General features: G+C 58.5%; 18 protein-coding genes and 1 pseudogene. 5 read left to right on the plus strand and 14 right to left on the minus strand.

Annotation, left to right across the window (positions count from 1 at the left end):
* Window positions 1–469: 469 nt before the first annotated feature.
* Window positions 470–739 carry a hypothetical protein gene (locus tag FPZ52_RS18370; protein ID WP_146367043.1) on the minus strand — a complete coding sequence of 90 codons (270 nt, stop codon included), beginning with the start codon at window positions 737–739 and terminating at the stop codon, window positions 470–472.
* Between the two features lie 322 nt (window positions 740–1061).
* Window positions 1062–1654, minus strand: a pseudogene (locus tag FPZ52_RS18375) (hypothetical protein); the annotation flags it as partial.
* A gap of 314 nt (window positions 1655–1968) precedes the next feature.
* On the opposite strand from FPZ52_RS18375, the gene FPZ52_RS18380 reads away from it, so the two are divergent.
* From FPZ52_RS18380 to nadC, 4 genes are all read left to right on the plus strand, one after another.
* Entirely contained in the window at window positions 1969–4608 is a 2640-nt protein-coding gene (locus FPZ52_RS18380) for an autotransporter family protein (RefSeq protein WP_168201420.1), read from the plus strand.
* A 511-nt stretch (window positions 4609–5119) separates the two neighbouring features.
* Window positions 5120–6172 carry a quinolinate synthase NadA gene (gene nadA, locus FPZ52_RS18385; protein WP_146367045.1) on the plus strand — a complete coding sequence of 351 codons (1053 nt, stop codon included), beginning with the start codon at window positions 5120–5122 and terminating at the stop codon, window positions 6170–6172.
* A 3-nt stretch (window positions 6173–6175) separates the two neighbouring features.
* Window positions 6176–7735, plus strand: coding sequence for an L-aspartate oxidase (locus tag FPZ52_RS18390; RefSeq protein WP_146367046.1), 1560 nt, complete (start codon window positions 6176–6178; stop codon window positions 7733–7735).
* Window positions 7732–8583, plus strand: a complete 852-nt coding sequence (gene nadC / locus FPZ52_RS18395; RefSeq protein ID WP_146367047.1) for a carboxylating nicotinate-nucleotide diphosphorylase — start codon at window positions 7732–7734, stop codon at window positions 8581–8583. Before FPZ52_RS18390 ends, nadC begins: the two co-directional genes overlap by 4 nt.
* Window positions 8584–8623: 40 nt before the next feature.
* Here nadC and FPZ52_RS18400 read toward each other — a convergent pair whose 3' ends face one another.
* From FPZ52_RS18400 to FPZ52_RS18425, 6 genes are all read right to left on the minus strand, one after another.
* Window positions 8624–9604, minus strand: coding sequence for an ABC transporter substrate-binding protein (locus FPZ52_RS18400; protein WP_146367048.1), 981 nt, complete (start codon window positions 9602–9604; stop codon window positions 8624–8626).
* Window positions 9605–9635: 31 nt separating this feature from the next.
* Window positions 9636–10484: an ABC transporter permease gene (locus FPZ52_RS18405; protein WP_146367049.1), complete on the minus strand. Its 849-nt coding sequence runs from the start codon at window positions 10482–10484 to the stop codon at window positions 9636–9638.
* Window positions 10484–11356 carry an ABC transporter permease gene (locus FPZ52_RS18410; RefSeq protein ID WP_146367050.1) on the minus strand — a complete coding sequence of 291 codons (873 nt, stop codon included), beginning with the start codon at window positions 11354–11356 and terminating at the stop codon, window positions 10484–10486. Before FPZ52_RS18410 ends, FPZ52_RS18405 begins: the two co-directional genes overlap by 1 nt.
* The gene (locus tag FPZ52_RS18415; protein ID WP_146367153.1) at window positions 11356–12150 is read right to left on the minus strand and encodes an ABC transporter ATP-binding protein; all 795 of its coding nucleotides are present in this window, start codon (window positions 12148–12150) and stop codon (window positions 11356–11358) included. Before FPZ52_RS18415 ends, FPZ52_RS18410 begins: the two co-directional genes overlap by 1 nt.
* Window positions 12151–12241: 91 nt before the next feature.
* Window positions 12242–13696, minus strand: a complete 1455-nt coding sequence (gene hydA, locus FPZ52_RS18420) for a dihydropyrimidinase (RefSeq protein ID WP_146367051.1) — start codon at window positions 13694–13696, stop codon at window positions 12242–12244.
* 55 nt (window positions 13697–13751) lie between these two features.
* The gene (locus tag FPZ52_RS18425) at window positions 13752–15002 is read right to left on the minus strand and encodes a Zn-dependent hydrolase (protein WP_146367052.1); all 1251 of its coding nucleotides are present in this window, start codon (window positions 15000–15002) and stop codon (window positions 13752–13754) included.
* Window positions 15003–15192: 190 nt separating this feature from the next.
* Here FPZ52_RS18425 and FPZ52_RS18430 point away from each other — a divergent pair, with 190 nt between their 5' ends.
* On the plus strand, window positions 15193–15816 hold the full coding sequence (locus FPZ52_RS18430; RefSeq protein ID WP_146367053.1) for a TetR family transcriptional regulator C-terminal domain-containing protein: 624 nt from the start codon (window positions 15193–15195) through the stop codon (window positions 15814–15816).
* Here FPZ52_RS18430 and preA read toward each other — a convergent pair whose 3' ends face one another.
* The 6 genes from preA to ectA form a co-directional block, all read right to left on the minus strand.
* Entirely contained in the window at window positions 15817–17121 is a 1305-nt protein-coding gene (gene preA / locus FPZ52_RS18435; RefSeq protein WP_146367054.1) for an NAD-dependent dihydropyrimidine dehydrogenase subunit PreA, read from the minus strand.
* Window positions 17122–17183: 62 nt separating this feature from the next.
* Entirely contained in the window at window positions 17184–18506 is a 1323-nt protein-coding gene (locus FPZ52_RS18440) for an NAD(P)-dependent oxidoreductase (protein WP_146367055.1), read from the minus strand.
* Between the two features lie 243 nt (window positions 18507–18749).
* Window positions 18750–20270, minus strand: coding sequence for an aspartate kinase (locus FPZ52_RS18445; protein ID WP_146367056.1), 1521 nt, complete (start codon window positions 20268–20270; stop codon window positions 18750–18752).
* A 35-nt stretch (window positions 20271–20305) separates the two neighbouring features.
* Window positions 20306–20701: an ectoine synthase gene (locus tag FPZ52_RS18450; protein WP_146367057.1), complete on the minus strand. Its 396-nt coding sequence runs from the start codon at window positions 20699–20701 to the stop codon at window positions 20306–20308.
* 6 nt (window positions 20702–20707) lie between these two features.
* Window positions 20708–22000, minus strand: coding sequence for a diaminobutyrate--2-oxoglutarate transaminase (ectB, locus tag FPZ52_RS18455; protein ID WP_146367058.1), 1293 nt, complete (start codon window positions 21998–22000; stop codon window positions 20708–20710).
* 45 nt (window positions 22001–22045) lie between these two features.
* Window positions 22046–22564: a diaminobutyrate acetyltransferase gene (gene ectA / locus FPZ52_RS18460; RefSeq protein WP_146367059.1), complete on the minus strand. Its 519-nt coding sequence runs from the start codon at window positions 22562–22564 to the stop codon at window positions 22046–22048.
* Window positions 22565–22599 lie beyond the last annotated feature (35 nt).

The raw sequence follows: 22599 nt of genomic DNA on the forward strand, positions 1-22599 counted from the left end.
TCCACAAGGCGCACAAAGCAAATATCGGTCAGACTCAGCGAATTCACACATTGTCCGCAGTTCAGCCGCTCAATCACCTCGGAACGAGCGGTTACTTCAGCCGTGATATGCCGCCTATTGGTGTAATCGTGCAAGCTTACGGTTCGTTGGCAGCCAATGAAGCATAAGCTTGCACGTTCAGGTTGAGACCCGCCCACCCGCCAATGCCGCCAATGCCGCCAGAGTCGTATTTAGGTGAACGGCCGTCTCGGCAGCTATCAGGGTGGGCGTTGTGAACTTTTCATGGAAGACGATACTATCCTGATCGGTCATACGCCAGCTCACGCGCCCGGTCGCTGGGTTCACAAGTTCGGTTGCCGGAGTGTGCCCGCCCTCGACAAGAGCAAGAAAGCCACACTTCTACCGTACCCCGACCGGGCGAGAGAATGCGGAGGCGTTCATTGTACCCTCAATCAGTGCAAGGTCCGCCTCACCGGCGCTGTTCTCGAAGTCCATCGATGCTGGAGACTTTGACGACAATGCCGTGATACCCAAAGGCATCCTGACGCTTGCCCGCCACCAAGACGGCCTCCCGGATCGCATCGATGATCTGGCGGACCAGAATGCCACGGCGCTTGTACGCAAGCTGGATCGTTTCCCACCCGGGCATCTCAGCGGATACCGGGATAGCGTTGCGTTCCAACTCCTCGACTAGGATCAACCCGTCGAACACGCGCCAGAGCGACTTGATCGTCGGCACCTTGGTCCTGCCTCGCAGCTAGGTCACGCCTCAAGCGGGAGTTCAGCAACATATGTAACCGTCCCGAACGCAAGAGGGATTTTGAAGCTTTTCTGACGCGTCGTCGGGTGCTGACATATGTCCGGCCTCATGATGAGACCTCGCGGATGTCGCGGGTCCGTATGGTGTTCGCGGACCGGGTCCAAATCAACGCCGCGTGCTCGAAGGCACTTTGTTGCAGGCTGGGTTTCCCGATCCCGTCTCGATCGTTGCGCCAAACTGCTCCTTGCCCTCGCTCGCTCCGATGTCCTCGCGACCGACGGTCGGCTTGCGTCGTCGCGACCGGAGACTGATAGACGCCGCCCCGGGCCATCAAGGCCCAGACGATCCGCGCCATCTTGTTCGCCAATGCCATCCCTACCAGCATCGTTGGCTTGCGTGATAAAAGGGCCGCCAACCAGGTGCCGGGCTGCGCTGCCCGATGGACGTGTCGATTGATGATGACACTGTTGGCGCCGATGATCAGCAAGCGTCGCAGGGACCGCGCAACGCATTGATGAGCTGTGTGCGCTGCCGAATGAGCTGATCGCGAGCGCGAAACACCATCGCTGTCGCTTGGACTTCTTCGCTATTAACCGGCACAAACTGCATAGACGGACGCACTGCGCCTCACATATGGCCTCTGCGTCGTTCGGTGCGCTTACGCGGCCCCACCGGGGCAACGGTCGCATCTCAACATCATTTTTCTGACGCTTGACGAAGGGCTTTACATAGGCCGGAGGGATCTGCCGCACTTCATGGCCCAGCTTCCCGATCTCCCGCGCCCGGAAATGAGAACCACCACAGGCTTCCATTGCGACGATGCAAGGCGGCAACTGGTCAAAAAAACTCCAGGACCTGTGCGCGCCGTGACTTCTTGCGAAGAACCGCTCGGCCCGGCAGCCTCTATACCGCCCGCGTCTATATCGACGCCATCGCCCCGATCCGCCCGCTTTTCGTCGAGCATCCGATCCAGCCCGATCATGGAAATCTCTGACATAACCGTCCGCCAATGTGGATTGTAGCAAACCCACCGTGCCACATCAGAGGCCGCCGGGGCGGTTACAGCATCAGGGCCACGACAGTCACGAAGAGCGATTGATAAGCGCTAATCTTCGGTAGTTGTTCAGCTTTCTGCCTTGAAAAGGCCTGACGCCGGGTTAGACATGAATGGACACTCTAAGCCATTCCGACGATGGAGACGCAGGCACATGAACCGCTACGCCCCGAAGCCCAACCCATTCAGCCTTTCGGGAGTAGAAGCGCGTGTTCCCCGTCATGCCATCTCACCATTGCGCAAATCTCTCCTACGATGCTCCGTCGCTGCGGTGGCGATGTCTGTCCCCGGTGTCGTGGCGGCGGATTGCACGGCATCTGGATCTACTCTGAACTGCGACGGAGGAGAGGCACCCGCCGTTAATGGCGGGACGGGAACGACCGTGAATGTTCTTCCCGGTGCGGAACTGTACAGCACACTCGAAATATCTGACACGGGATCGAGTGAACTCAACAACGATGGCCGATTGGATGGTAGCGTTGTTATGTCCGGCAATGACAGCATTGTCATCAACAACAACGGAGAAATCCAAGGCACGGTAAACGGGACCGATAATGTCACGTTCCGCTTGAACAACCGTGGAAGCATCGCCGGGAACCTGAACTTCAGTGGAACGGGGAGCAATACGATCGTCAACTTTGCCGATGGTTCTGTTTCGAACGGGATCACAAGCATAGGGAATTCGGATGATACAGCCCTGATCCGGGGCACATTCGCCGGGGCGATCAATCTGGGAGACGGAACCGATCACGTTGAACTGCTCGCGGGCAATATCAGCACAAGTATCGATATGGGTGCCGGCGACGACTATTTTAACTGGGTCACCGGGAGTATCTCCGGTGGCTTCACGATGGGTGACGGGGATGATCGCGCAATATTTGTCGCCGTGTCTGAGGCAAGCCTCACCGACGGGCTGAACGTGGAAGGCGGACAGGGTGACGATACGCTAACGCTGGTAGCGTCGACGAATGCAACCGAAGCCGGCCGCGGGACGGCGCCACAGAATTTCATCGAATGGGAAACCATCAATCTCACCGACAGTACAGAACTGCGGTACATTTACACGACAGGCTATCTGACCCTTGGTGATGCCGGAACCGGAACCGGCCAGCTTACTATCGATGAGACCAGTACGATTTTGGCTGGTGATTCCTTCGGCTATGGTATCCAGGCATATGACGCATCGCAGGCAGCAACTGTCTATAATGCCGGCTTGATCGATATGACCAATGACACCCCGGCCTCCGGCTTCAGCTTGCATGACACGTTTACCGTCCGAGGGAATTACGTCGGTCAGGATGGTAGGGTTGCCCTGCATAGCTACCTTGAAAGCGATGGGGCACCATCGGACATGCTTGTTATCGGTGGAACTGACGGGAGCGGAACCGGGTCCAGCAGTTTGACGATTTCCAATGTTGACGGTCTGGGCGACATGACGACCGGGGATGGTATCAAGGTTGTTGACGCAATTGATGGTGCGACGACTGCGTCGAACGCCTTTGCACTGAGCGAACCGGTTGCCGCAGGTATTTTCGAGTATCAACTCTATCGCGGTGGCATCAATGCAAACCCGGAAACGGACAGCGACTGGTTCCTACGGTCCGGATATACTCCGCCAGATCCAGACCCCGATCCAACCCCTGATCCCGATCCGGACCCAACACCCGACCCCGATCCAACACCTGATCCAGACCCGGACCCAACACCCGATCCCGATCCGACGCCAGATCCAGACCCGGATCCAACGCCCGATCCCGATCCAACGCCAGATCCAGACCCAACGCCCGACCCCGATCCCAACCCGCAACCTGTCATTCCCTCGGTCCGTCCGGAGATACCCGGATACGTCGTCAAGCCGGCGATCGCCCAGCGTATGGGCATCGAAGCCATCGGAACCTTCCATGACCGACAGGGAGATCAGTTTCTGCTGAACAGCTTTGGTGATTTTCCCGGCAGTTGGGCGCGCGTGTTCGGGAAATCGTTTGATCAAAGCTGGTCAACCCACATAGGAAAACTGGATTATGAGCTCAATCCAGGTGCAGAAGGTCAGATAGGTGGCTTTCAAGTGGGCGTGGATTTTATCGGCGATCCCTATGATGACGGCAGCCAGGATCGCGCAGGGATGTTCTTCGCTTACACAACCGCCAATGCAGATACGCTCGGCAACTCTCTCGGTCGCATCGACGTCGGCGTCGGAAGCGCTGATCTGCAGGGCTTATCGCTGGGGGGCTATTGGACGCATATTGCACCCAACGGCACGTATCTGGACGCGGTTGCCATGTACTCTTGGCTAGATGGGGATTCAGGATCAGACAGGAACATAAGTGCGGACATCGGTGGCTACTCTGTCCTTGCATCCCTTGAAAGCGGCCGGCCCTATACATTGAATAACGGTTGGCTCATCGAGCCCCAGGCACAAGTAATCTGGCAACGGGTTGACCTTGACGATACGGAAGACCCATTCACTTCAATCGACTATGATCGTTTTGATACCTGGACGAGCCGGGTTGGCGTGCGTGTTGAAAGAGATACCTTCGTCAACAAAGTGCCGACCCAGCCATTCGCAACGCTGAACCTCTGGCATACGCCCGACGATGACTACACGGTTTCGTTCAACGGTTTGCCGGTCACGACGAACCTCGAACAGACATCTCTGGAGATCAAAGCCGGTGCATCAGCCCAGTTTAGTGAGGCCTTCAGCGGATACGCCGCCCTGCTATATGGCGCAGGTATCGATAACGATCAGGATAATACCAGCTTTGGTGCGAACTTTGGGTTCAGATTGCGCTGGTGAAGCGTCAATAGGCCCGTCCTGGTATGTTCTCGCCGTTGACCCTAGTAGCCTACCAACTCTCTGGCTTGCTTGTGCAACGAACGCAGGGCCGTCTTCCCTCGGATGCTGTGGACCGATGCGGCGCACAGGTGCATGATGGCCAGCCGCTCAACGCATCATTGCGGGATTGCCAGCTCATCGTGCGGCTGCAGGCCAGTTCATGCTTGCCCATGCCCGCCTCATATCCAACTGAACTTCAAGCGTGAATCTTCTCAGCATTGAATTCTGCACCAAGGCCTGACCAACGGAGAAAGCTGCAGCCCAGAACTCAGTACACGTTTCGGTGAAACATTGTTTTCAACGGACAATTATTGGCAGGCCCGACCTTGATGCAACGTCACGCCATGATGCAACACCTGACGTATCTGACGCACCAGACAATCAAGTCTCCATCGATTGCCCTTGAAATTCTACAAATCGGGTGGAAGTAAACGTCTAGTTTAACTAGCCGTCAGGCACGCAGGAGACATTTATGCTGGATCTGCAGTTCATGGAGCAGGAACTGTCCGAGGCCTATGACCTCGAACCAAATCCGGATCTGGCGGAGTCCCTGTCGGATATATACGCCAGAATGAATCGTGTCGTGACCCCAGTGGAATGGGCAATTCAGGCACCCTATGTAGCTGCTATCAACCGACTCAAGAAAGAGCGCAACGCCGTCATCCTTGCGCATAACTACATGACGCCCGATATATTTCACGGCGTGTCCGATGTGGTTGGTGACAGTCTGCAGCTGGCCGTCAAGGCGGTCGAAGTCCAAGCTGATGTCATTGTACAGTGTGGCGTACATTTCATGGCGGAGACGTCCAAAATCCTTAATCCCGCCAAAACCGTCCTGATGCCGGACATGGAGGCCGGTTGTTCGTTGGCGGAAAGTATCACCTCTGCCGGGATTGCGCAGATGCGTGAACAGTACCCCGGCGCGCCGGTCGTATCTTATGTGAACACCACTGCCGAAGTAAAAGCAGCCTCAGACATCTGCTGCACCTCATCGAACGCGGCACAGATCGTCGGCGCGCTGGACAGCGACACGATCATCATGACGCCAGACCAGTACCTTGCGCAGAACGTCGCCAAGCAGGTACCGCAGAAGAGGATCGTTTGGTGGGAAGGATCGTGCATCGTGCACGAGCAATACACAGCGCAGGATATCCGCGAGTTCCGCGAATGGAACCCCGGCACCCGCATCATCGCACACCCTGAATGCCCACCGGATGTGGTCAATGAGGCCGACTTCAGCGGCTCCACCAGCGGTATTCTGGACTATGTCACCCGCGAAAAGCCCGAAAAGGCGATGCTGGTGACAGAATGCTCCATGGCGTCCAACATTTCCGACGAGTTGCCCGAGGTGGAATTCATCGGTCCGTGCAACATGTGCCCTTACATGAAGAAGATCACGCTGCAGAAAGTGTTGTGGTCGCTTCACACCATGACTGAACCAGTCGAGGTGGAACCAGAAGTCGCCGAGAAGGCACGCATCGCCGTGCAGCGTATGATCGATCTCAGCCGCAAGCTCGGACTCTGACGCGTGATCGCGACTGACAGTGTCGTTATCGTCGGCGCAGGTCTGGGGGCGCTGTCGGCCGCTTTGCATCTTGCGCCACATCCTGTCCTGATAATTTCGCCCGACCCGCTGGGCGAGGGGGCAAGCTCCGCATGGGCGCAAGGTGGTGTTGCGGCCGCAATGGCCGCCACCGACAGCCCCGAAGCCCATGCGCGGGACACCGTTGCTGCGGGTGCCGGCACAGTGGACGCCGAGGTCGCGGCGCTCGTCACCCGCGCCGCCCACGCGCGCATCGCCGAACTGACCGAACGTGGCACACCGTTCGACCGCGATGGGAACGGCAACTACGTCCTGAGCCGCGAAGCCGCCCATTCCGCGGCCCGTGTCGTCCGTGTGGCAGGCGATCAGGCGGGACGGCAGATCATGGAAACCCTGATCGCTGCGGTGCGGGCTACGCCTTCCATTCAGGTGATCGAGAACGTTCTGGCCACCGGGCTGGAGGTAGAGCACGACGTCGCAACCGGTATTTGGTGCGAACGCGCGAACGGCCGTGCTTCCCGTCCCACCCTGATTCAGGCACCCGCGATCTTGTTGGCAGGTGGCGGTTCTGGCGGGTTGTTCGCGCAAACGACGAACCCCCCACGCATCTGTGGTCAGGTCATCGGTCTCGCTGCGCGTGCGGGGGCCATCCTCGCGGATCCCGAATTCGTACAGTTCCATCCCACCGCGTTCGATATCGGCGTCGATCCGGCACCTCTTGCGACCGAGGCTCTGCGTGGTGAAGGTGCCGTTCTTATCAATGCGGATGGCGAGCGGTTCATGACCGCCATTCATCCCGACGCCGAACTCGCTCCCCGCGATATCGTAGCCCGCGCGATTTTTGCACAGCGGCAGGTGGGCAAGCGTCCAATGCTCGACACGCGCGATGCTATTGGGGGCAGGATATTCAGTCTTTTCCCCGGCGTTGCAGAAACCTGCAAGAAAGCCGGCATCGACCCGACACAGTCTCCCATCCCGATCACCGCCGCCGCGCACTACCACATGGGTGGAGTGCAGACGGACGCGCAGGGACGCGCAAGCCTTGACCGACTTTGGGTGTGCGGCGAAGCGTCGTCAACCGGATTGCATGGCGCCAACAGGCTCGCATCCAACGGGCTACTGGAAGCTTTGGTTTACGCGCGCCTTTGCGCGGATGACATCGCGCGCATGGTGGCACCGACCGACGCCCCGCTGCTGGAGATCGCATTTACGGATGGTGGACCAGCCCCGACTGCCGAGGCCGTGATCCAACTGCGCCGGACGATGTCTGCACATGTAGGGGTGGTTCGCAACGCGGAAGGGCTGTTAACGGCGCTACGCATCATCGCCGATCTGGAACGTGAACACGCCTGCTGCACCGCATTTGTGAATATGACCGCCACCGCCACGCTGATTGCCGCCGCCGCCCTACAGCGCGAGGAAAGCCGCGGCGGCCATTTCCGTAGTGACTTTCCCGAACGCGATCCGGAACAGGCCACACGCACGCGGATGACACTCGAACAAGCTCGAACCATTCGCGACGCCGCCTGCAAGGAGACAACATGACCAGCTTCGCCACCCTGCCCGACCTGATTCTTGAGCCGTTGGTCCGCGCGGCGTTGACCGAAGATCTCGGCCAGTATGGCGACATCACCACCCGCGCGGTTATTCCTGTGCGGACGCGCTACGCAGCAAAGATCAATGCGCGTGAGAATGGCGTCGTGTCGGGAATGCAGATCGCAGCCATCGCGTTCCGCCTGGTGGATCCGCTACTCACTGTGAACATCCGGCGCACGGATGGAAGCGTCTGCCGCAAAGGCGACACACTGATGGAAATCGAAGGGTCCGCCGCGTCAATCTTGTCCGCCGAACGGGTCGCGCTGAATTTCGCCGGGCGGCTTAGTGGCATCTCGACGCTGACCCGCAGCTTCGTGAATCAAACACATGGTACCAACACGCGTATCACCTGCACACGCAAGACGACGCCGGGGCTTCGGGTCGTGGAAAAACAGGCCGTGCTTCATGGCGGCGGATACAACCACCGCTCCGGCCTGTCCGACGCGATCCTGATCAAGGACAATCATATCGCCGCCGCCGGAGGGATCGCAGCCGCCCTGAACGCCGCGCGACAGGTGGCAAGCCACATGGTCCGGGTCGAGATCGAAGTGGACACACTGGATCAGCTGGACGAGGTACTGGCAACTGCTGGCGCGGATGTCGTACTTCTGGACAACATGGATACGGCCAGCCTGCGTAATGCTGTCGAGCGCGTGGACGGCAAGTTGGTCACGGAGGCCTCAGGCAACATGACCCTCGAACGCATCCCCGAGGTTGCCGCGACTGGCGTGGACTATATCTCTTCAGGTGCGCTGACCCATTCAGCTCACACACTGGATCTCGGGCTGGATTTCTAAACGGAAGTTGTGGGGCGCGGACAAGCCGTGCCCCGCCTGATCAGTTCAGCGCCGCATCAGAAATAACATGGGTCCATGCACCTTCCGGTTCCTGCGTGATCACCGGGTCTGAGCCGCCGGTCAACAGCGACTCCACGGTGCGCTCGTAATCCGCCGGATCAAGCGCGCCGTTAGAGCCTGCTGTCAGCTTGGCGACCTCGCCCATCATGCGCTTCTGGTGTTCTTCGGTCTGTGCACCTGTCGCGTCGTTGTCGAGCACAATCTCCGCTGCCTCGTCTGGGTTTTCTTCGGCGTATTTCCAGCCTTTCATCGAGGCCCTAACAAAACGGGTCATGACATCAACGAAGTCCGGATCTTCCAGCCGTTCCTCAAGAACATACAACCCGTCTTCGAGCGTTGCGACGCCCTGATCCTCGTACTTGAAAACAACCAGTTCTTCGGGCGTGAATCCCGCATCAATGACCTGCCAATATTCATTGTAGGTCATGGTCGAGATACACGCCGCTTGGTTCTGGATCAGCGGATCAACGTTGAACCCTTGCTTTAGCACGGTAACGCCATCATCACCGCCCTCCGTCGGAATACCCAGATGGCTCATCCAACTCAGGAACGGAAATTCGTTGCCGAAGAACCACACGCCGAGTGTCTTGCCCAGGAAGTCATCAGTTGTTTCAACACCCGCATCCTTACGGCAAGTCAGCATCATGCCGGAGCTTTTGAAGGGCTGGGCAATGTTCACCAGCGGCAAACCCTTTTCGCGCGCGGCAAGCGCCGCCGGCATCCATTCCACCGTGACGTCCGCGCCACCACCTGCGATTACCTGTGTCGGAGCAATGTCAGGCCCACCGGGTTTGATGGTGACGTTCAGATCTTCCTCATCGTAGAAGCCCTTGTCCTGCGCGACATAGTAACCCGCAAATTGGGCCTGCGTGACCCATTTGAGTTGCAGTGTCACATCATCCGCCGCCTGCGCCGCCATTGGCAGGCCTAGCGCGAGCGCGCCGGCAATCAGTCTCTTCATCTTCTATCTCCTTGTTCATCTATGCTTTTTATTATCGGCCCCGCTGAGACGGGTGCCAGAATGTCACCGCGCGTTCGCACAATGCCACACTTCCGTAAAAGACCGACCCGGCGATGGCCGCCACGACGATCTCTGCCCAGACCAGGTCGAGCGCAAGTTGCCCGACACTGGTCGAAATCCGAAATCCCATGCCCTTGATCGGCGATCCGAAGAACTCCGCCACGATTGCGCCGATCAGCGCAAGTGTCGTCGCGATCTTCAATCCGTTGAAGATGAACGGCATCGCCGCGGGCAGGCGCAGCTTCAGCAGGGTCTGCCAATAGCTTGACGCATAGGTCTGCATCAGGTCACGCTGCATCGCCGTCGTGTCCTGCAATCCCTGCACCGTGTTCACGAGCATCGGGAAAAAGACCATTACCACGACGACGGCCGCTTTCGATTGCCAGTCAAACCCGAACCACATCACGAGAATGGGTGCCATCCCGATAATCGGCAGTGCCGCCACGAAATTGCCTATGGGCAGCAGCCCGCGTTTCAGGAACGGGAACCGGTCAACCGCAACGGCGGTCAGGAGCGCTGCCCCGCAGCCGATCAGATAGCCGGTCAGCGCTCCCTTGATGACCGTTTGTACGAAGTCCTGCCATAGGATGTCGGATGATGCGGCAAATCGGGCGACAATGACAGAAGGTGCGGGGAGAAGAACCGGCGAGATATCGAAACCTCGCACGACACATTCCCAGATGATCAACAGTGTGATCCCGAAAACGACGGGTGCAGCGAAGGCTGCACCGCGCGATGCAGGCATCCGCGCAAGTCGCACGTTGATCCACCAGCCCACAAGCCACGCGAAGATTGCGCCGATAACCCATGCCGCTCCCATCACGCCATTCCCATCCGGTTGAGCGTAACGCGCTGCAACGCACCGATCAGCCCGACCAAGACAGCTGCCAAAGCCGCGGCCATCAAGAGTGCACTCCAGATCTGGATGGTTTGGCCATAATAGCTGCCCGCCAGCAACCGCGCGCCAAGACCTGCGACAGCCCCGGTCGGCAATTCACCCACAATCGCACCGACCAGTGACGCGGCCATTGCGATCTTCATCGAGGTGAACAGATAGGGCATCGAGGACGGCAACCGCAGTTTCCAGAAGCTTTCCGGCGCGCTCGCATTCCAAGTCCGCATCTGGTCAAGCTGCATCCGGTCCGGGCTGCGCAGTCCCTTCACCATACCGACAACAACTGGGAAAAAGGACAGATACATCGAGATCATCGCCTTTGGCAGCAGCCCGCTGATCCCCACGGCGTTCAGCACCACGATGATCATCGGTGCTATGGCGAGGATCGGAATGGTCTGGCTGGCGATGGCCCATGGCATGACGCTCATATCCATCGTTCGGTTGTAGACGATGCCGATGGCCAACCCGATACCAAGCGCAGTCCCGAGCGCAAAGCCCAGAAGGGTCGAAGACAGGGTGATCCAGCTATGGTAGATCAGCGAGCGCTTGGAGGTGATGCTCTTTGCGATGGTCGTATCCCACAACTCCCCCGCAACCTGATGCGGTGCGGGCAGTTTGGGTTTGTCCTGGTTCCACGTATCCGCGACCAGTTCCGTTGCGGTCAGTTGTACATCGGCACGTGTGGCCCGGTCATACGCCCAGGGCGCATTCAGCCAGACCGCTGCTGCGTACCAGATCGCGACAATCGCCAGAACGACGGTGACAATCGGTCCGATCCGGTCCCAAACCCCTCGCATCAAACCTGATCCCCATGACCAGCACGAAGCCCTTCGCGCACGCGGTGGGCGATTTCGATGAACTCCGGCGTGTCACGGATATCAAGCGGCCGTTCACGCGGAAGCGGGCTTTCGATGATGTCAGTGATACGACCGGGCCTGGGTGACATCACCACGATACGCGTCGACAGGTAGACCGCCTCCGGTATCGAATGTGTCACGAAGCAGATCGTCTTGTTCGTGCGGTCCCAAAGTTGCAGCAGCTGCTCGTTCAGATGGTCGCGCACGATTTCATCCAGCGCCCCGAAAGGTTCATCCATCAGCAAGAGATCGGCGTCAAAGGCCAGGGCCCGCGCGATGGACGCCCGCTGCTGCATCCCGCCCGACAACTGCCACGGGTATTTCTTTTCGAAGCCCGACAGCTCTACCATGTCCAGAACCCGCGACACACGCTCCGCCTGTTCGGCCTTGCTGTAGCCCATGATCTCCAACGGCAGACGGATGTTGCCCGCAATGGTCCGCCACGGGTAAAGCCCCGCCGCCTGAAAGACATAACCATAGGCGCGCGCCTTGCGTGCCTCCTCCGGGCTCGTGCCGTTAATCGTGATCGTGCCAGAAGTCGGCGTTTCCAAATCCGCCATCACGCGCAGAAACGTCGTTTTTCCACAGCCCGAAGGACCAATGAAACTGACAAAATCACCCTTCTGAATATCGAGGTCCACACCCTTGAGCGCGTGAACCGGACCATCGGCCGTCTCGAACGTCAGATCCACACCCTCGGCGGAAACAACCGTCTCGGTCGCTTCACCGGTCATGTCTTGAAACCCACTGCGTGGCTGAACAACCATCTGCGTCCCCTCGCTTGCGCGCATCCGTATGACGCGGCGTTGGCTAGGCGTTTCACCGTCACACGCCGCTGGCGGGAATGCCCGTACGTTCCACCCTGCGAGGCGCCGTCAATTCCTTCCACGTGGACAAGGCCTTGTTCACAGGCGTGTTCGGCGCCCGCATCACAAATTCGCCATGCCCTTCCTCGGCACGGATTTCGCCGTCATGCACGGCCACCTTTCCGCGTGTCAGCGTGAAGCGCGGCAGGCCTTTCACTTGCTGGCCCTCGAAGACATTGTAATCGATCGCGGATTGCTGGTTGTTGGCCGAGATCGTCTTTTCCCTGGCCGGATCCCAGACAACGATATCGGCATCCGCACCGACGAGGATCGCGCCCTTCTTCGGGTAGCAATTCAAGATTTTCGCAATGTTCGTCGAGGTCACCGCGACGAACTCATTCGGCGTCAACCGGCCCGTTTCCACCCCATGCGTCCAAAGCATCGGCATGCGATCTTCGAGTCCACCCGTCCCGTTCGGAATTTTGGTAAAGTCACCAACGCCATAGCGTTTCTGATCGGTCGTAAAAGCACAATGGTCCGTCGCGACGACCGACAGGCTGCCCGACTGCAGCCCGGCCCAAAGGCTGTCCTGATGCTTCTTGTTGCGGAAAGGTGGCGACATCACACGCCGCGCGGCGTGGTCCCAGTCCTTGTCGAAATACTCGCTCTCATCAAGCGTCAGATGCTGGATAAGCGGCTCGCCATACACCCGCTTGCCCTGCGTCCGGGCGCGTCGGATCGCTTCATGCGATTCCTCGCACGAGGTATGCACGACGTAAAGTGGCACGCCCGCCATATCCGCGATCATGATGGCGCGATTGGTGGCTTCGCCTTCGACCTCTGGCGGACGGGAATAGGCGTGCGCCTCGGGGCCGTTATTGCCTTCCTCCATCAGCTTGCGCTGTAACTCGGCCACCACGTCGCCATTCTCGGCATGGACTAAGGGTGTCGCGCCAAGCTCTGCACAACGCTTGAACGATACATACATCTCGTCGTCATTCACCATGAGCGCGCCTTTATAGGCCATGAAATGCTTGAAGGTGTTGATGCCCTTGTCGCGCACCACGGTTTCCATCTCGTTGAAGACCTGCTCACTCCACCACGTAATCGCCATGTGGAAAGAATAGTCGCAGTTCGCGCGGGTGGATTTATTGTCCCACATCTGGATCGCATCCAGCAGCCCCTGCCCCGGCGACGGCAGCGCGAAGTCCACCACCATCGTCGTACCACCCGCCAACGCCGCGCGTGTTCCGCTGTCGAAGTCATCCGAAGAATACGTACCCATGAACGGCATTTCGAGATGGGTATGCGGGTCGACCCCACCCGGCATCACGTAGCAGCCCGTCGCATCGAGTTCCTCGTCGCCAGACAGGTTCGGGCCAATCTCGACGATCTTACCGTCCTCGATCAGCACATCGGCCTTATAGGTCAGGTCGGCGGTTACAACGGTGCCGTTCTTGATGACCTTTGTCATTCGTTCTCTCCTGTTGGTCTTTATAAGACGGCGACCCGAAAGCCGCCGTCCAATTTTATTCCGCGATTTGGGCCGTCTCCAGCACGGCATGCATCAGCACGTCCGCGCCTGCCGCCGCCCAGTCCTTGGATATTTCCTCGGCCTCGTTGTGACTGAGCCCATCAACGCAGGGACAGAACACCATCGCTGTCGGCGCTACCCGGTTGATCCAGCAAGCATCATGCCCGGCACCCGAAACGATATCCCGGTGTGAATAGCCCAGCCGATCCGCAGCATTCCGCACCGCAGCCACACAATCCTTGTCGAATTCCACCGGATCGAAATGACCGGTGGGTTCGATCTCGATCCCCAGACCCAGATCCCGCGCAATCTCCGCTGCTTCCTTTTCCAGTTGTTCACGCATGGAGGTCAGCTTGGCCAGATCAGGCGAGCGGAAATCAATGGTGAACACCGACCTGCCTGGAATGACATTGCGCGAGTTCGGATAGACATTGGCCTGGCCAACCGCACCCACCGCATTTGGTTGATGATCCATCGCAGTTCGGTGCACGGCTTCGGTGATCCGCGCCATACCCAGCCCCGCATTGACGCGCATGTCCATCGGCGTCGAACCGGTATGGGCATCTTTCCCGGTCAGGCGCACCTCCAGCCACCACAGGCCCTGCCCATGTGTGACGACGCCGATATCCTTGCCTTCCGCCTCTAGGATGGGCCCCTGTTCGATATGCAACTCGAAAAATGCGTGCATCTTACGGGCGCCGACTTCTTCATCGCCCCTCCAGCCGATGCGATCCAGCTCATCACCGAATTTCTTGCCCTCCGCATCTTCGCGATCATAGGCCCAATCCTGTTCATGGATACCGGCGAAAACCCCTGATGCCAGCATCGCGGGGGCAAAGCGCGTGCCTTCTTCATTCGTCCAGTTGGTCACAACGATCGGATGTTTCGTCTTGATGTCGAGATCATTGAGGGTGCGGATCAGTTCCAGCCCGCCAAGCACCCCCAGAACCCCGTCGTATTTTCCGCCGGTTGGCTGGGTATCAAGGTGACTGCCCACATATACGGGGAGCGCGCCCGCGTCGGTTCCTTCACGGCGTGCAAACATGGTGCCCATCTGGTCGACGCCCATGGTGCAGCCCGCATCCTCGCACCATTTCTGAAAAAGTGCGCGTCCTTCACCATCCTCATCCGTCACGGTTTGGCGATTGTTGCCTCCCGCAACCCCCGGCCCAATCTTGGCCATTTCCATGAGACTGTCCCAAAGACGGTCACCATTGATCCTGAGGTTTTCACCTGGCGCAGACATATGCACTCCTGTCATTCTTTAGGTGGAAACGTGCAAAATGGACGCGCTTCCCCTTGTCGCTTTTTTACCATTTGGTAAAGTTACGATTGCCAAGCGGCCTGTGCCTGTCAAGAAATGTCTTCACGGTTTCGGCACCCGATGCACGCTCAGCAAGCATTTGATCGTTTTCGCGGCAACGCAGGAACACCGCATGGAAAAACCCACCTCAGCGGCACGTAAAAAGACGAGCCGCATCCAGAAAAAGAACCGCAAGCTGATCCTCGATGCGGCCCTCGATGTCTTTTCCCAGAACGGTTATCGGGGCGCGACGCTTGATCAGATCGCAGAGGCCTGCGGGTTGAGCAAGCCGAATATCCTGTATTATTTCAACGGCAAGGAAGAGATCCACGTCACACTCCTGAACCAGTTGATGGAGATCTGGCTCGATCCACTGGAGCAGATGGACCCGGACGGTGATCCGCTGGATGAAATCTGTGCCTATGTCCGCCGGAAGCTGGAGATGAGCCAGGAGTTTCCACGTGAAAGCCGCCTCTTTGCCAACGAAATTCTTCAGGGCGCCCCGAGGATGCAGCCGCATCTTCAGACGCGGCTGAAGACCCTGTTCGACGAGAAAACCTCCGTCCTGGCCCATTGGATCGAAACGGGCCGGATCAAGCAGGTCGACCCGCGGCATCTGATCTTTTCCATCTGGGCCACGACCCAGCATTATGCCGATTTCGAGGCCCAGGTCGGTGTACTTTTGGAAGGCGGCGAGGTGTTCGGCGCAGCGCAGGACTATCTCGACACCCTGTTTCGCCGGTTGCTCGCCCCCTGACTATTCGGCCGCGACAGCATTCGGGTTGTTCGGATGCGTCGTCCAGTTGGCATAGTCGCGTTCAACCACCTTTCCCGTGCGTTCGTCAACAGCGCCCGCTGGCAGTTGTTCCATCGTGATGCAGTCCTCTACGGGGCAGACATTCACGCACAGATTGCAGGCCACGCATTCATCATCCTTGACCGAAAAGACCCGATCGTCCGACATCGCGATAGCCTGGTGCGAGGTGTCCTCGCAGGCCGCGAAGCACCGACCACATTTGATACACAGATCCTCGTTAATTCGCGCCTTGGCAATATAGTTCAGGTTCAGTTGCTGCCAATCGCAGACATTCGGAATGGCGCGGCGCACGATCTCCGAAGTAGACGTGATTTGTTTTTCATCCATCCACTGGCTCAGCCCCGAAATCATCTCCTGCACGACCTTGAAGCCATAGGTCATTGCCGCCGTGCAGACCTGCACATTCCCCGCCCCCAGCGCCATGAACTCCGCCGCATCGCGCCATGTCGTGACACCGCCAATGCCGCTGATGGGCAAGTCGGCCAGTTCCGCAGAACGGGCGATTTCGGCCACCATGTTGAGCGCAATCGGTTTGACCGCGGGACCACAATAGCCGCCATGTGCACCCTTGCCATCAATCGTCGGCTCCGGTGCGAACAGGTCCAGATCAACGCCGGTGATCGAATTGATCGTGTTGATAAGCGACACCGCGTCAGCCCCGCCAGCATGCGCCGCCATTGCGGGTTTGCGGATGTCAGTGATGTTGGGTGTCAGCTTCACGATGCAGGGCATGCGGGTGTTCTGTTTTACCCAACGCGTGACCATCTCGATGTATTCGGGCACTTGCCCGACGGCGGACCCCATGCCCCGTTCGCTCATCCCGTGAGGACAGCCGAAGTTCAACTCCACCCCGTCCGCGCCCGTGTCTTCTACATGCGGCAGGATGGCTTTCCAGGCTTCCTCCTCGCACGGCACCATCAAAGACACGACCAGCGCGCGGTCCGGATAGTCGCGCTTGACCGCCTTGATTTCGCGCAAATTGACCTCCAGCGGACGGTCGGTGATCAACTCGATATTGTTCAGGCCCAGAAGCCTGCGATCCGCGCCCCATATCGCGCCGTAGCGGGGACCGTTCACATTGACGATGGGTGGCCCCTCCTCGCCCAGTGTCTTCCAGACGACACCGCCCCAGCCTGCTTCGAACGCGCGGCGGACATTGTATTCCTTGTCCGTGGGCGGGGCAGACGCCAGCCAGAACGGATTCGGGGATTTGATCCCCACGAATTCAGATGCAAGATTAGCCATTCTTCCAATTCCCTGTGCTTGGCGGGGCGCGGTTGGCCGCTTGTCTCCCGCTCGCTTGGTGCTTAGCCCATCAGGCTCGCGTGTATATCTTCTGCCGCATCGCGCCCTTCAGCCACCGCAGTCACTGTCAGATCATCACCGCCCAAGGCGCAATCGCCGCCTGCCCACACACCATTGAGGCTGGTGCGCCCTGTCTCCGACACACGTATTTTGCGGCCATCGAGATCCGGCAGGCCGTCCGCAATGAGCGCCTGCCCGATCGCCTTGAAAACCTGATCGGTAGCCAGCCGAAATGTCTCGCCCGTGGGGGTTAGCGTGTCGTCAGTGTATTCGAACTCGATCTCACGCACCGTACCGTTGCCATGGACAGCAACCGGAGACGCGTTCGTAATGATCCGCACGCCTTTCGACGCAGCCAGATCCTGTTCAAATACGGTGGCATTCATTCGGTCGCGTCCACGCCGATAAACCAACGTCACGTTGAGCGCGCCCAGAAGCTTTGCCTGCACCGCTGCGTCAATCGCTGTCATACCACCGCCGATCACAACGACGTCGCGGCCGATGGCCACATTGTACAAAGCGTCCGCCTGCCGCAGTTCCGAGATAAAGCCAACGGCATCAAGCACACCTGCCTTGTGCTCGCCATCCACGCCGAGGGCATTCACGCCAGCCAGCCCGACACCCAGAAACACCGCGTCGAAGCCATCACGCAGCTCGGGCAAGGTGAAGTCACGACCCAGCGCCTGATTGTTCCTGATCTCGATGCCGCCGATCCTGGTCAGCCATTCGACCTCCCGCTCAGCAAAGCCATCGATGGTCTTGTAAGCTGCAATCCCGAACTCGTTGAGCCCGCCCGGCTTCGACCGTGCGTCAAAGATTGTCACGCGGTGGCCATGCATCGCCAAACGGTGCGCACAGGCCAGTCCAGCCGGACCCGCGCCGACAACCGCGATGCGTTTTCCAGTGTCCGGTGCTCGCGTGAACGGATGGTGCCCGGATGCCATCAGTATGTCTGTGGCGTAACGCTGAAGCAGACCGATATTGACCGGCTTCCCCTCTGCCGCCTCGCGCACACAGGCTTCTTCGCATAGCGTCTCTGTTGGACAGACGCGGGCACACATGCCGCCCAGAATGTTTTGCTCGAAGATCGTTTTCGCTGCTGCCTCCGGCGTACCCGTCGCGATCTGCCGAATGAAGAGCGGAATATCGATGCTGGTCGGACAAGCCGTCATGCACGGCGCATCGTGGCAGAAATAGCATCGATCTGCGGCGACTAGCGCTTCATGGTGATTAAGCGGTTCATGAAGATCCGCGAAGTTCCGGACGTAGTCTTCAGGCGTCAATCGCCCGGCTACCACACCCGGCGTCAAGCTGTTCCCCGTCATGGCTTACTCCACTGCTGGCTTAGACGTTCTTGTTGCAGTCAGTATTCCACGGAAAAAAATTTTATCAAATGGTCAATTTTATTTTGTCACTCAATTTGAACAGATCGCACATGATAACGGACAAACGCTGATATTTTGTGCGGTAGGGGATAGCCGACCTGTCAGTGTGCGATAGCGCAAAGAAAAACCCTGCGGTCGTACTGACCGCAGGGCTGAACTCCCTGTTAGGCTGATACCGGGTTGCTATGCAGCCTGCAGATCTTCCTCGGGCAGAAGATCAACAACATCCTCTTTTTCGATCAGGGCTTCGTGGAGCACCTTGATCGTTTCATCCATCTGGGCGCGCGTAACAACGAACTGCGTATCGACGTTGCGGGTCGTCTGCTGTGCTGCAACCGTCTGGATGTTTGCCCGCTCCAGCGCCGTCAGGCCGCGAAGCAGCGGCTTCATCCCGTCGAGACTGCGACCGATCACCGAGACCACCGCAAGGTTTTGCGCGCTCAGCTCGGCGCTCGGGTAAAGCTTGGCCAAGTCACGTTCTACACGGCGCACCGATTTCAAGGGCGCGTCGACGTAGTGGGTAATCGTATTGGCGTTGGAACTCTTGGTGACAATCCGAACGTCGTGACGGGTAAGAACGTCAAGAAAGGCACTGTCATACCCCTTGACCCCAACCATGTCCTGCTCGAACAGCGAAATCGCGTAGACGCCCAGCCCGGTAACCATTTCGACCCGCGCCTCGTCGGAAGCCTGATCGTCAATCAAGGTACCGGGATCTTGCGGCTCAAACGCGTTGGTCACGCGCAGCGGAATTCCCGACTGGCGCAACATCTTCGCGGCTTTGGGATGGATCGCCTCCATGCCCATATTCGACAGCTGGTCCGCCACGTCGTAGTTCGTGTGCCCGATCTTGCGCACAGCGTCCTCGCCTACGATGCGCGGGTCGGCCGACGACAAGTGGAATTCCTTGTGGATGATCGCCTCGGCCGCGTCCGTGGACGCCGCGATGCGAGAGAACGTCACCTCGGAATACCCTCGGTCGAATTCCCTCATCAGCCCTTCTTTGCACTGCGCATAGCCGGTAACGATCGGCAGCTCGGTCGCAAAATCCACGTCTTGCAAACCCGAGTTGATTCGCTCTTCCAGCGTATATTCATCCTCATCGCGCCAGCCGCTGAGATCAACAGCACGGGCATTCACGCCCTTGCGCTGAAGCAGCCGCGCGGTAACAAAAGCCGAATGCGCCTCGCCCAGCCCGGACAGAAGTTCCCGAATGACCAGCATGTGCTGCTCGAGACGGAAATGGCCGTAGGAGCACAACCGCTGCAAGTCTATCAGGCAGCTGCGCGCGCCTTCGATCCGCTCACGAACGAATTGGTCAGCATCGGTGACGTCCGCTGGATTGTCGAGGACCGCGTCATGCGCTTTTTTCATCGCCTTCGCGACGTCATCCAATGCGTCCGACCACTTTCCCGCACTGTCGGCATTGGAAAAATGCCCATAGACGCCTGGCTCGCCCGTCTTCTTGTCTTCGAGCAGCAGGTTCGTGATTCCGGCATAGGCAGAAACGACGAACACGCGGTTGTATAGGTCGTCATCCTTCCGGTCGCCGATGAACAGCGTATCCAGAAGCTCATTGGTACGGCTCATGGAAGTGCCGCCGATTTTTTCTACGGTATGTCTGTGCTGAGTATCAGTCACTGGTCTTCCGTTGGTTTGATGTTGCCCCGTGTCAGGCTGTCTGCCCGGCGGCTGGTGCCGCATCCACGGGGCGAAAGTTTCCCACGCCCGCCGTTTGCTTAGTCGGCAAGCTCAGGTGCTGCGGCGTAGGAACCGTCGGCCTGGTGGACCTCGTTGCCGGTCACGGGCGGGTTGAAGCAGCAGGCCATGACCAGCTCTTCTTCCGCGCGCAGTGTGTGCTTGTCATGCAGGTTCAGTGCATACATCACGCCCGGCTTGATCTCATGCGTCTCGCCCGTGGCCAGATCCGTGATCGAACCCTTGCCCGACATGCAATAGACGCTTTCGAAGTGGTTCTTGTAGTGGAACGTGTGCTCCGAACCTGCTTGCAGCGTCGTAATGTGGAACGAGAAGCCCATCTTGTCGTCGGCCAGCAGCATGCGCACCGATGTCCATTGCGCATCCGATACGGCGCGGTCGGTGTTCTTCAGTTGATTGAAATCGCGTACGATCATTTGGCGTTACTCCGCAGCAATCTGTGTGTTGTTCGTGTGTTTGGCGACAGCACCGGCAAGAATGTCCAGACCTTTTTCGAGCAGCTCATCAGAAATGGTCAGCGGGCAAAGTACCTTCACCACTTCGTCGTGAGCACCTGACGTCTCGATGATCAGGCCGTTCTCGAAGCAGGTCGCGCAGATGTCACCGGCAAGGTCACCGGAACCGACATCAATCCCCTGCATCATGCCGCGCCCCTTGAGCGTCGCACCCGGAATGTGATCCGCGATTGACTTCAGCCGAGCGCCGAGCAATTCGGATTTGCGCTGAACATCCTTCTCGAAGGATTTATCCTTCCAGAATTTTTCCAGCGCGACACGCGCGGTCACGAAGGCATGGTTGTTGCCACGGAAGGTGCCATTATGCTCAGCGGGTTTCCAGACGTCGAGTTCCGGTTTGATCAGCAGCGCCGCGAAAGGCAGGCCCATTCCGGAGAAGGATTTGGCTTGCGTGATCATGTCGGGGTCAATGCCGAAATCCTCGGTGCTGAAATAGGTGCCGGTCCGGCCACAGCCCGCTTGGATATCGTCGATGATCAGCAGCGCGCCCTGTTCCTTGGCGATGCGCGCAATCCCCTGCATCCATTCCTTGGACGCAGCGTTCAGACCACCCTCACCTTGCACCGGCTCCACGATGAATGCGGCTGGCGCATCGACGCCTGAGGACGGGTTGGACAGCATCCATTCGATGTGCTCAAGCGTGTCTACGCCCTCGCCCATTGCTCCATCAAACGGCAGGTGCGTGACGTCATTCAGCGATGTGCCGCCAGCGCCGTCGCGTTTACCGGAGTTGCCGGTCAACGCCAAAGCACCAAGGGTCATGCCGTGGAAAGCATTGGTAAATGCGATCACATTGCGGCGCCCGGTGATTTTCCGTGCCAGCTTGATGGCGGCCTCGACCGCATTGGTGCCGGTCGGGCCAGTCATCATGACTTTGTGGTCCATGCGACGCGGGCGCAGGATGGTGTTTTCATAAGCCCGCAGGAAGGCTGATTTCGCGTCAGTGTGCATGTCCAGACCATGGGTCACACCATCGCGGCTGATATGCTCGATCAGCGCAGCCTTCATATCAGGATCGTTATGCCCGTAGTTCAGCGACGAACAACCTGCGAGGAAATCGATATAGTCGTTCCCTTCAGCGTCGGTCAGTATCGAACCGCTGGCCTTGGTGAACACGGTATCGAAAGCGCGGCAATAGCTGCGCGCTTCTGACTCGCGCCGTGTGTAAATGGATTTGTCGCCTGTCGTAACAGTCGTCATGGGTTTTCCTCGGTTTGGGAATTTTTGAAGAGGTGCGCGCGGCTATCAGGCCGCAGCGGCCATCTTCTCTTCGTCGAGTTCAATCGTGACCATGTGCTCCGTGTCATGAGCGCCATCAAAGTGGTCGTCACGTGTAAAATGCGGCTCGTCGTCCAAAGTTCCATCGAGGGAACGGGCGAATTTGCGGAACAAGCCCCAACTGGCCTTGTTGTCACGCGTGATCGTCGTCTTGAGGCGGGTCACGTCATCACATTCATCACGCGCAATCAGTTCACGCAGCATCCGTCCGCCCAGTCCGCGACCACGCGCCGCTTCGGACACCGCAACCTGCCAGATAAACAAAGTTTCCGCATCGTCCGGAACGATATAGCCGGAAATCCAACCGACAATTTCCCCATCCATTTCGGCCACAACGCAGGTATCTGCGAAGTGATCGCACTGAATAAGGTTACAATACATCGAATTCTCATCCAGCGGCTTGCAAGCCCGAATGAGCTCCCAGATCGCCGCGCCGTCTTCGGTCACAGGCTTCCTGTAGGTGATCTCGGATACTTGGCTCGTCATGTCGTCCGCTCGTCCTCTGGTTCGTTTGGAGGGAT

Source organism: Qingshengfaniella alkalisoli, from assembly GCF_007855645.1.
In the GTDB taxonomy this organism is placed as follows: Bacteria; Pseudomonadota; Alphaproteobacteria; order Rhodobacterales; family Rhodobacteraceae; genus Qingshengfaniella; species Qingshengfaniella alkalisoli.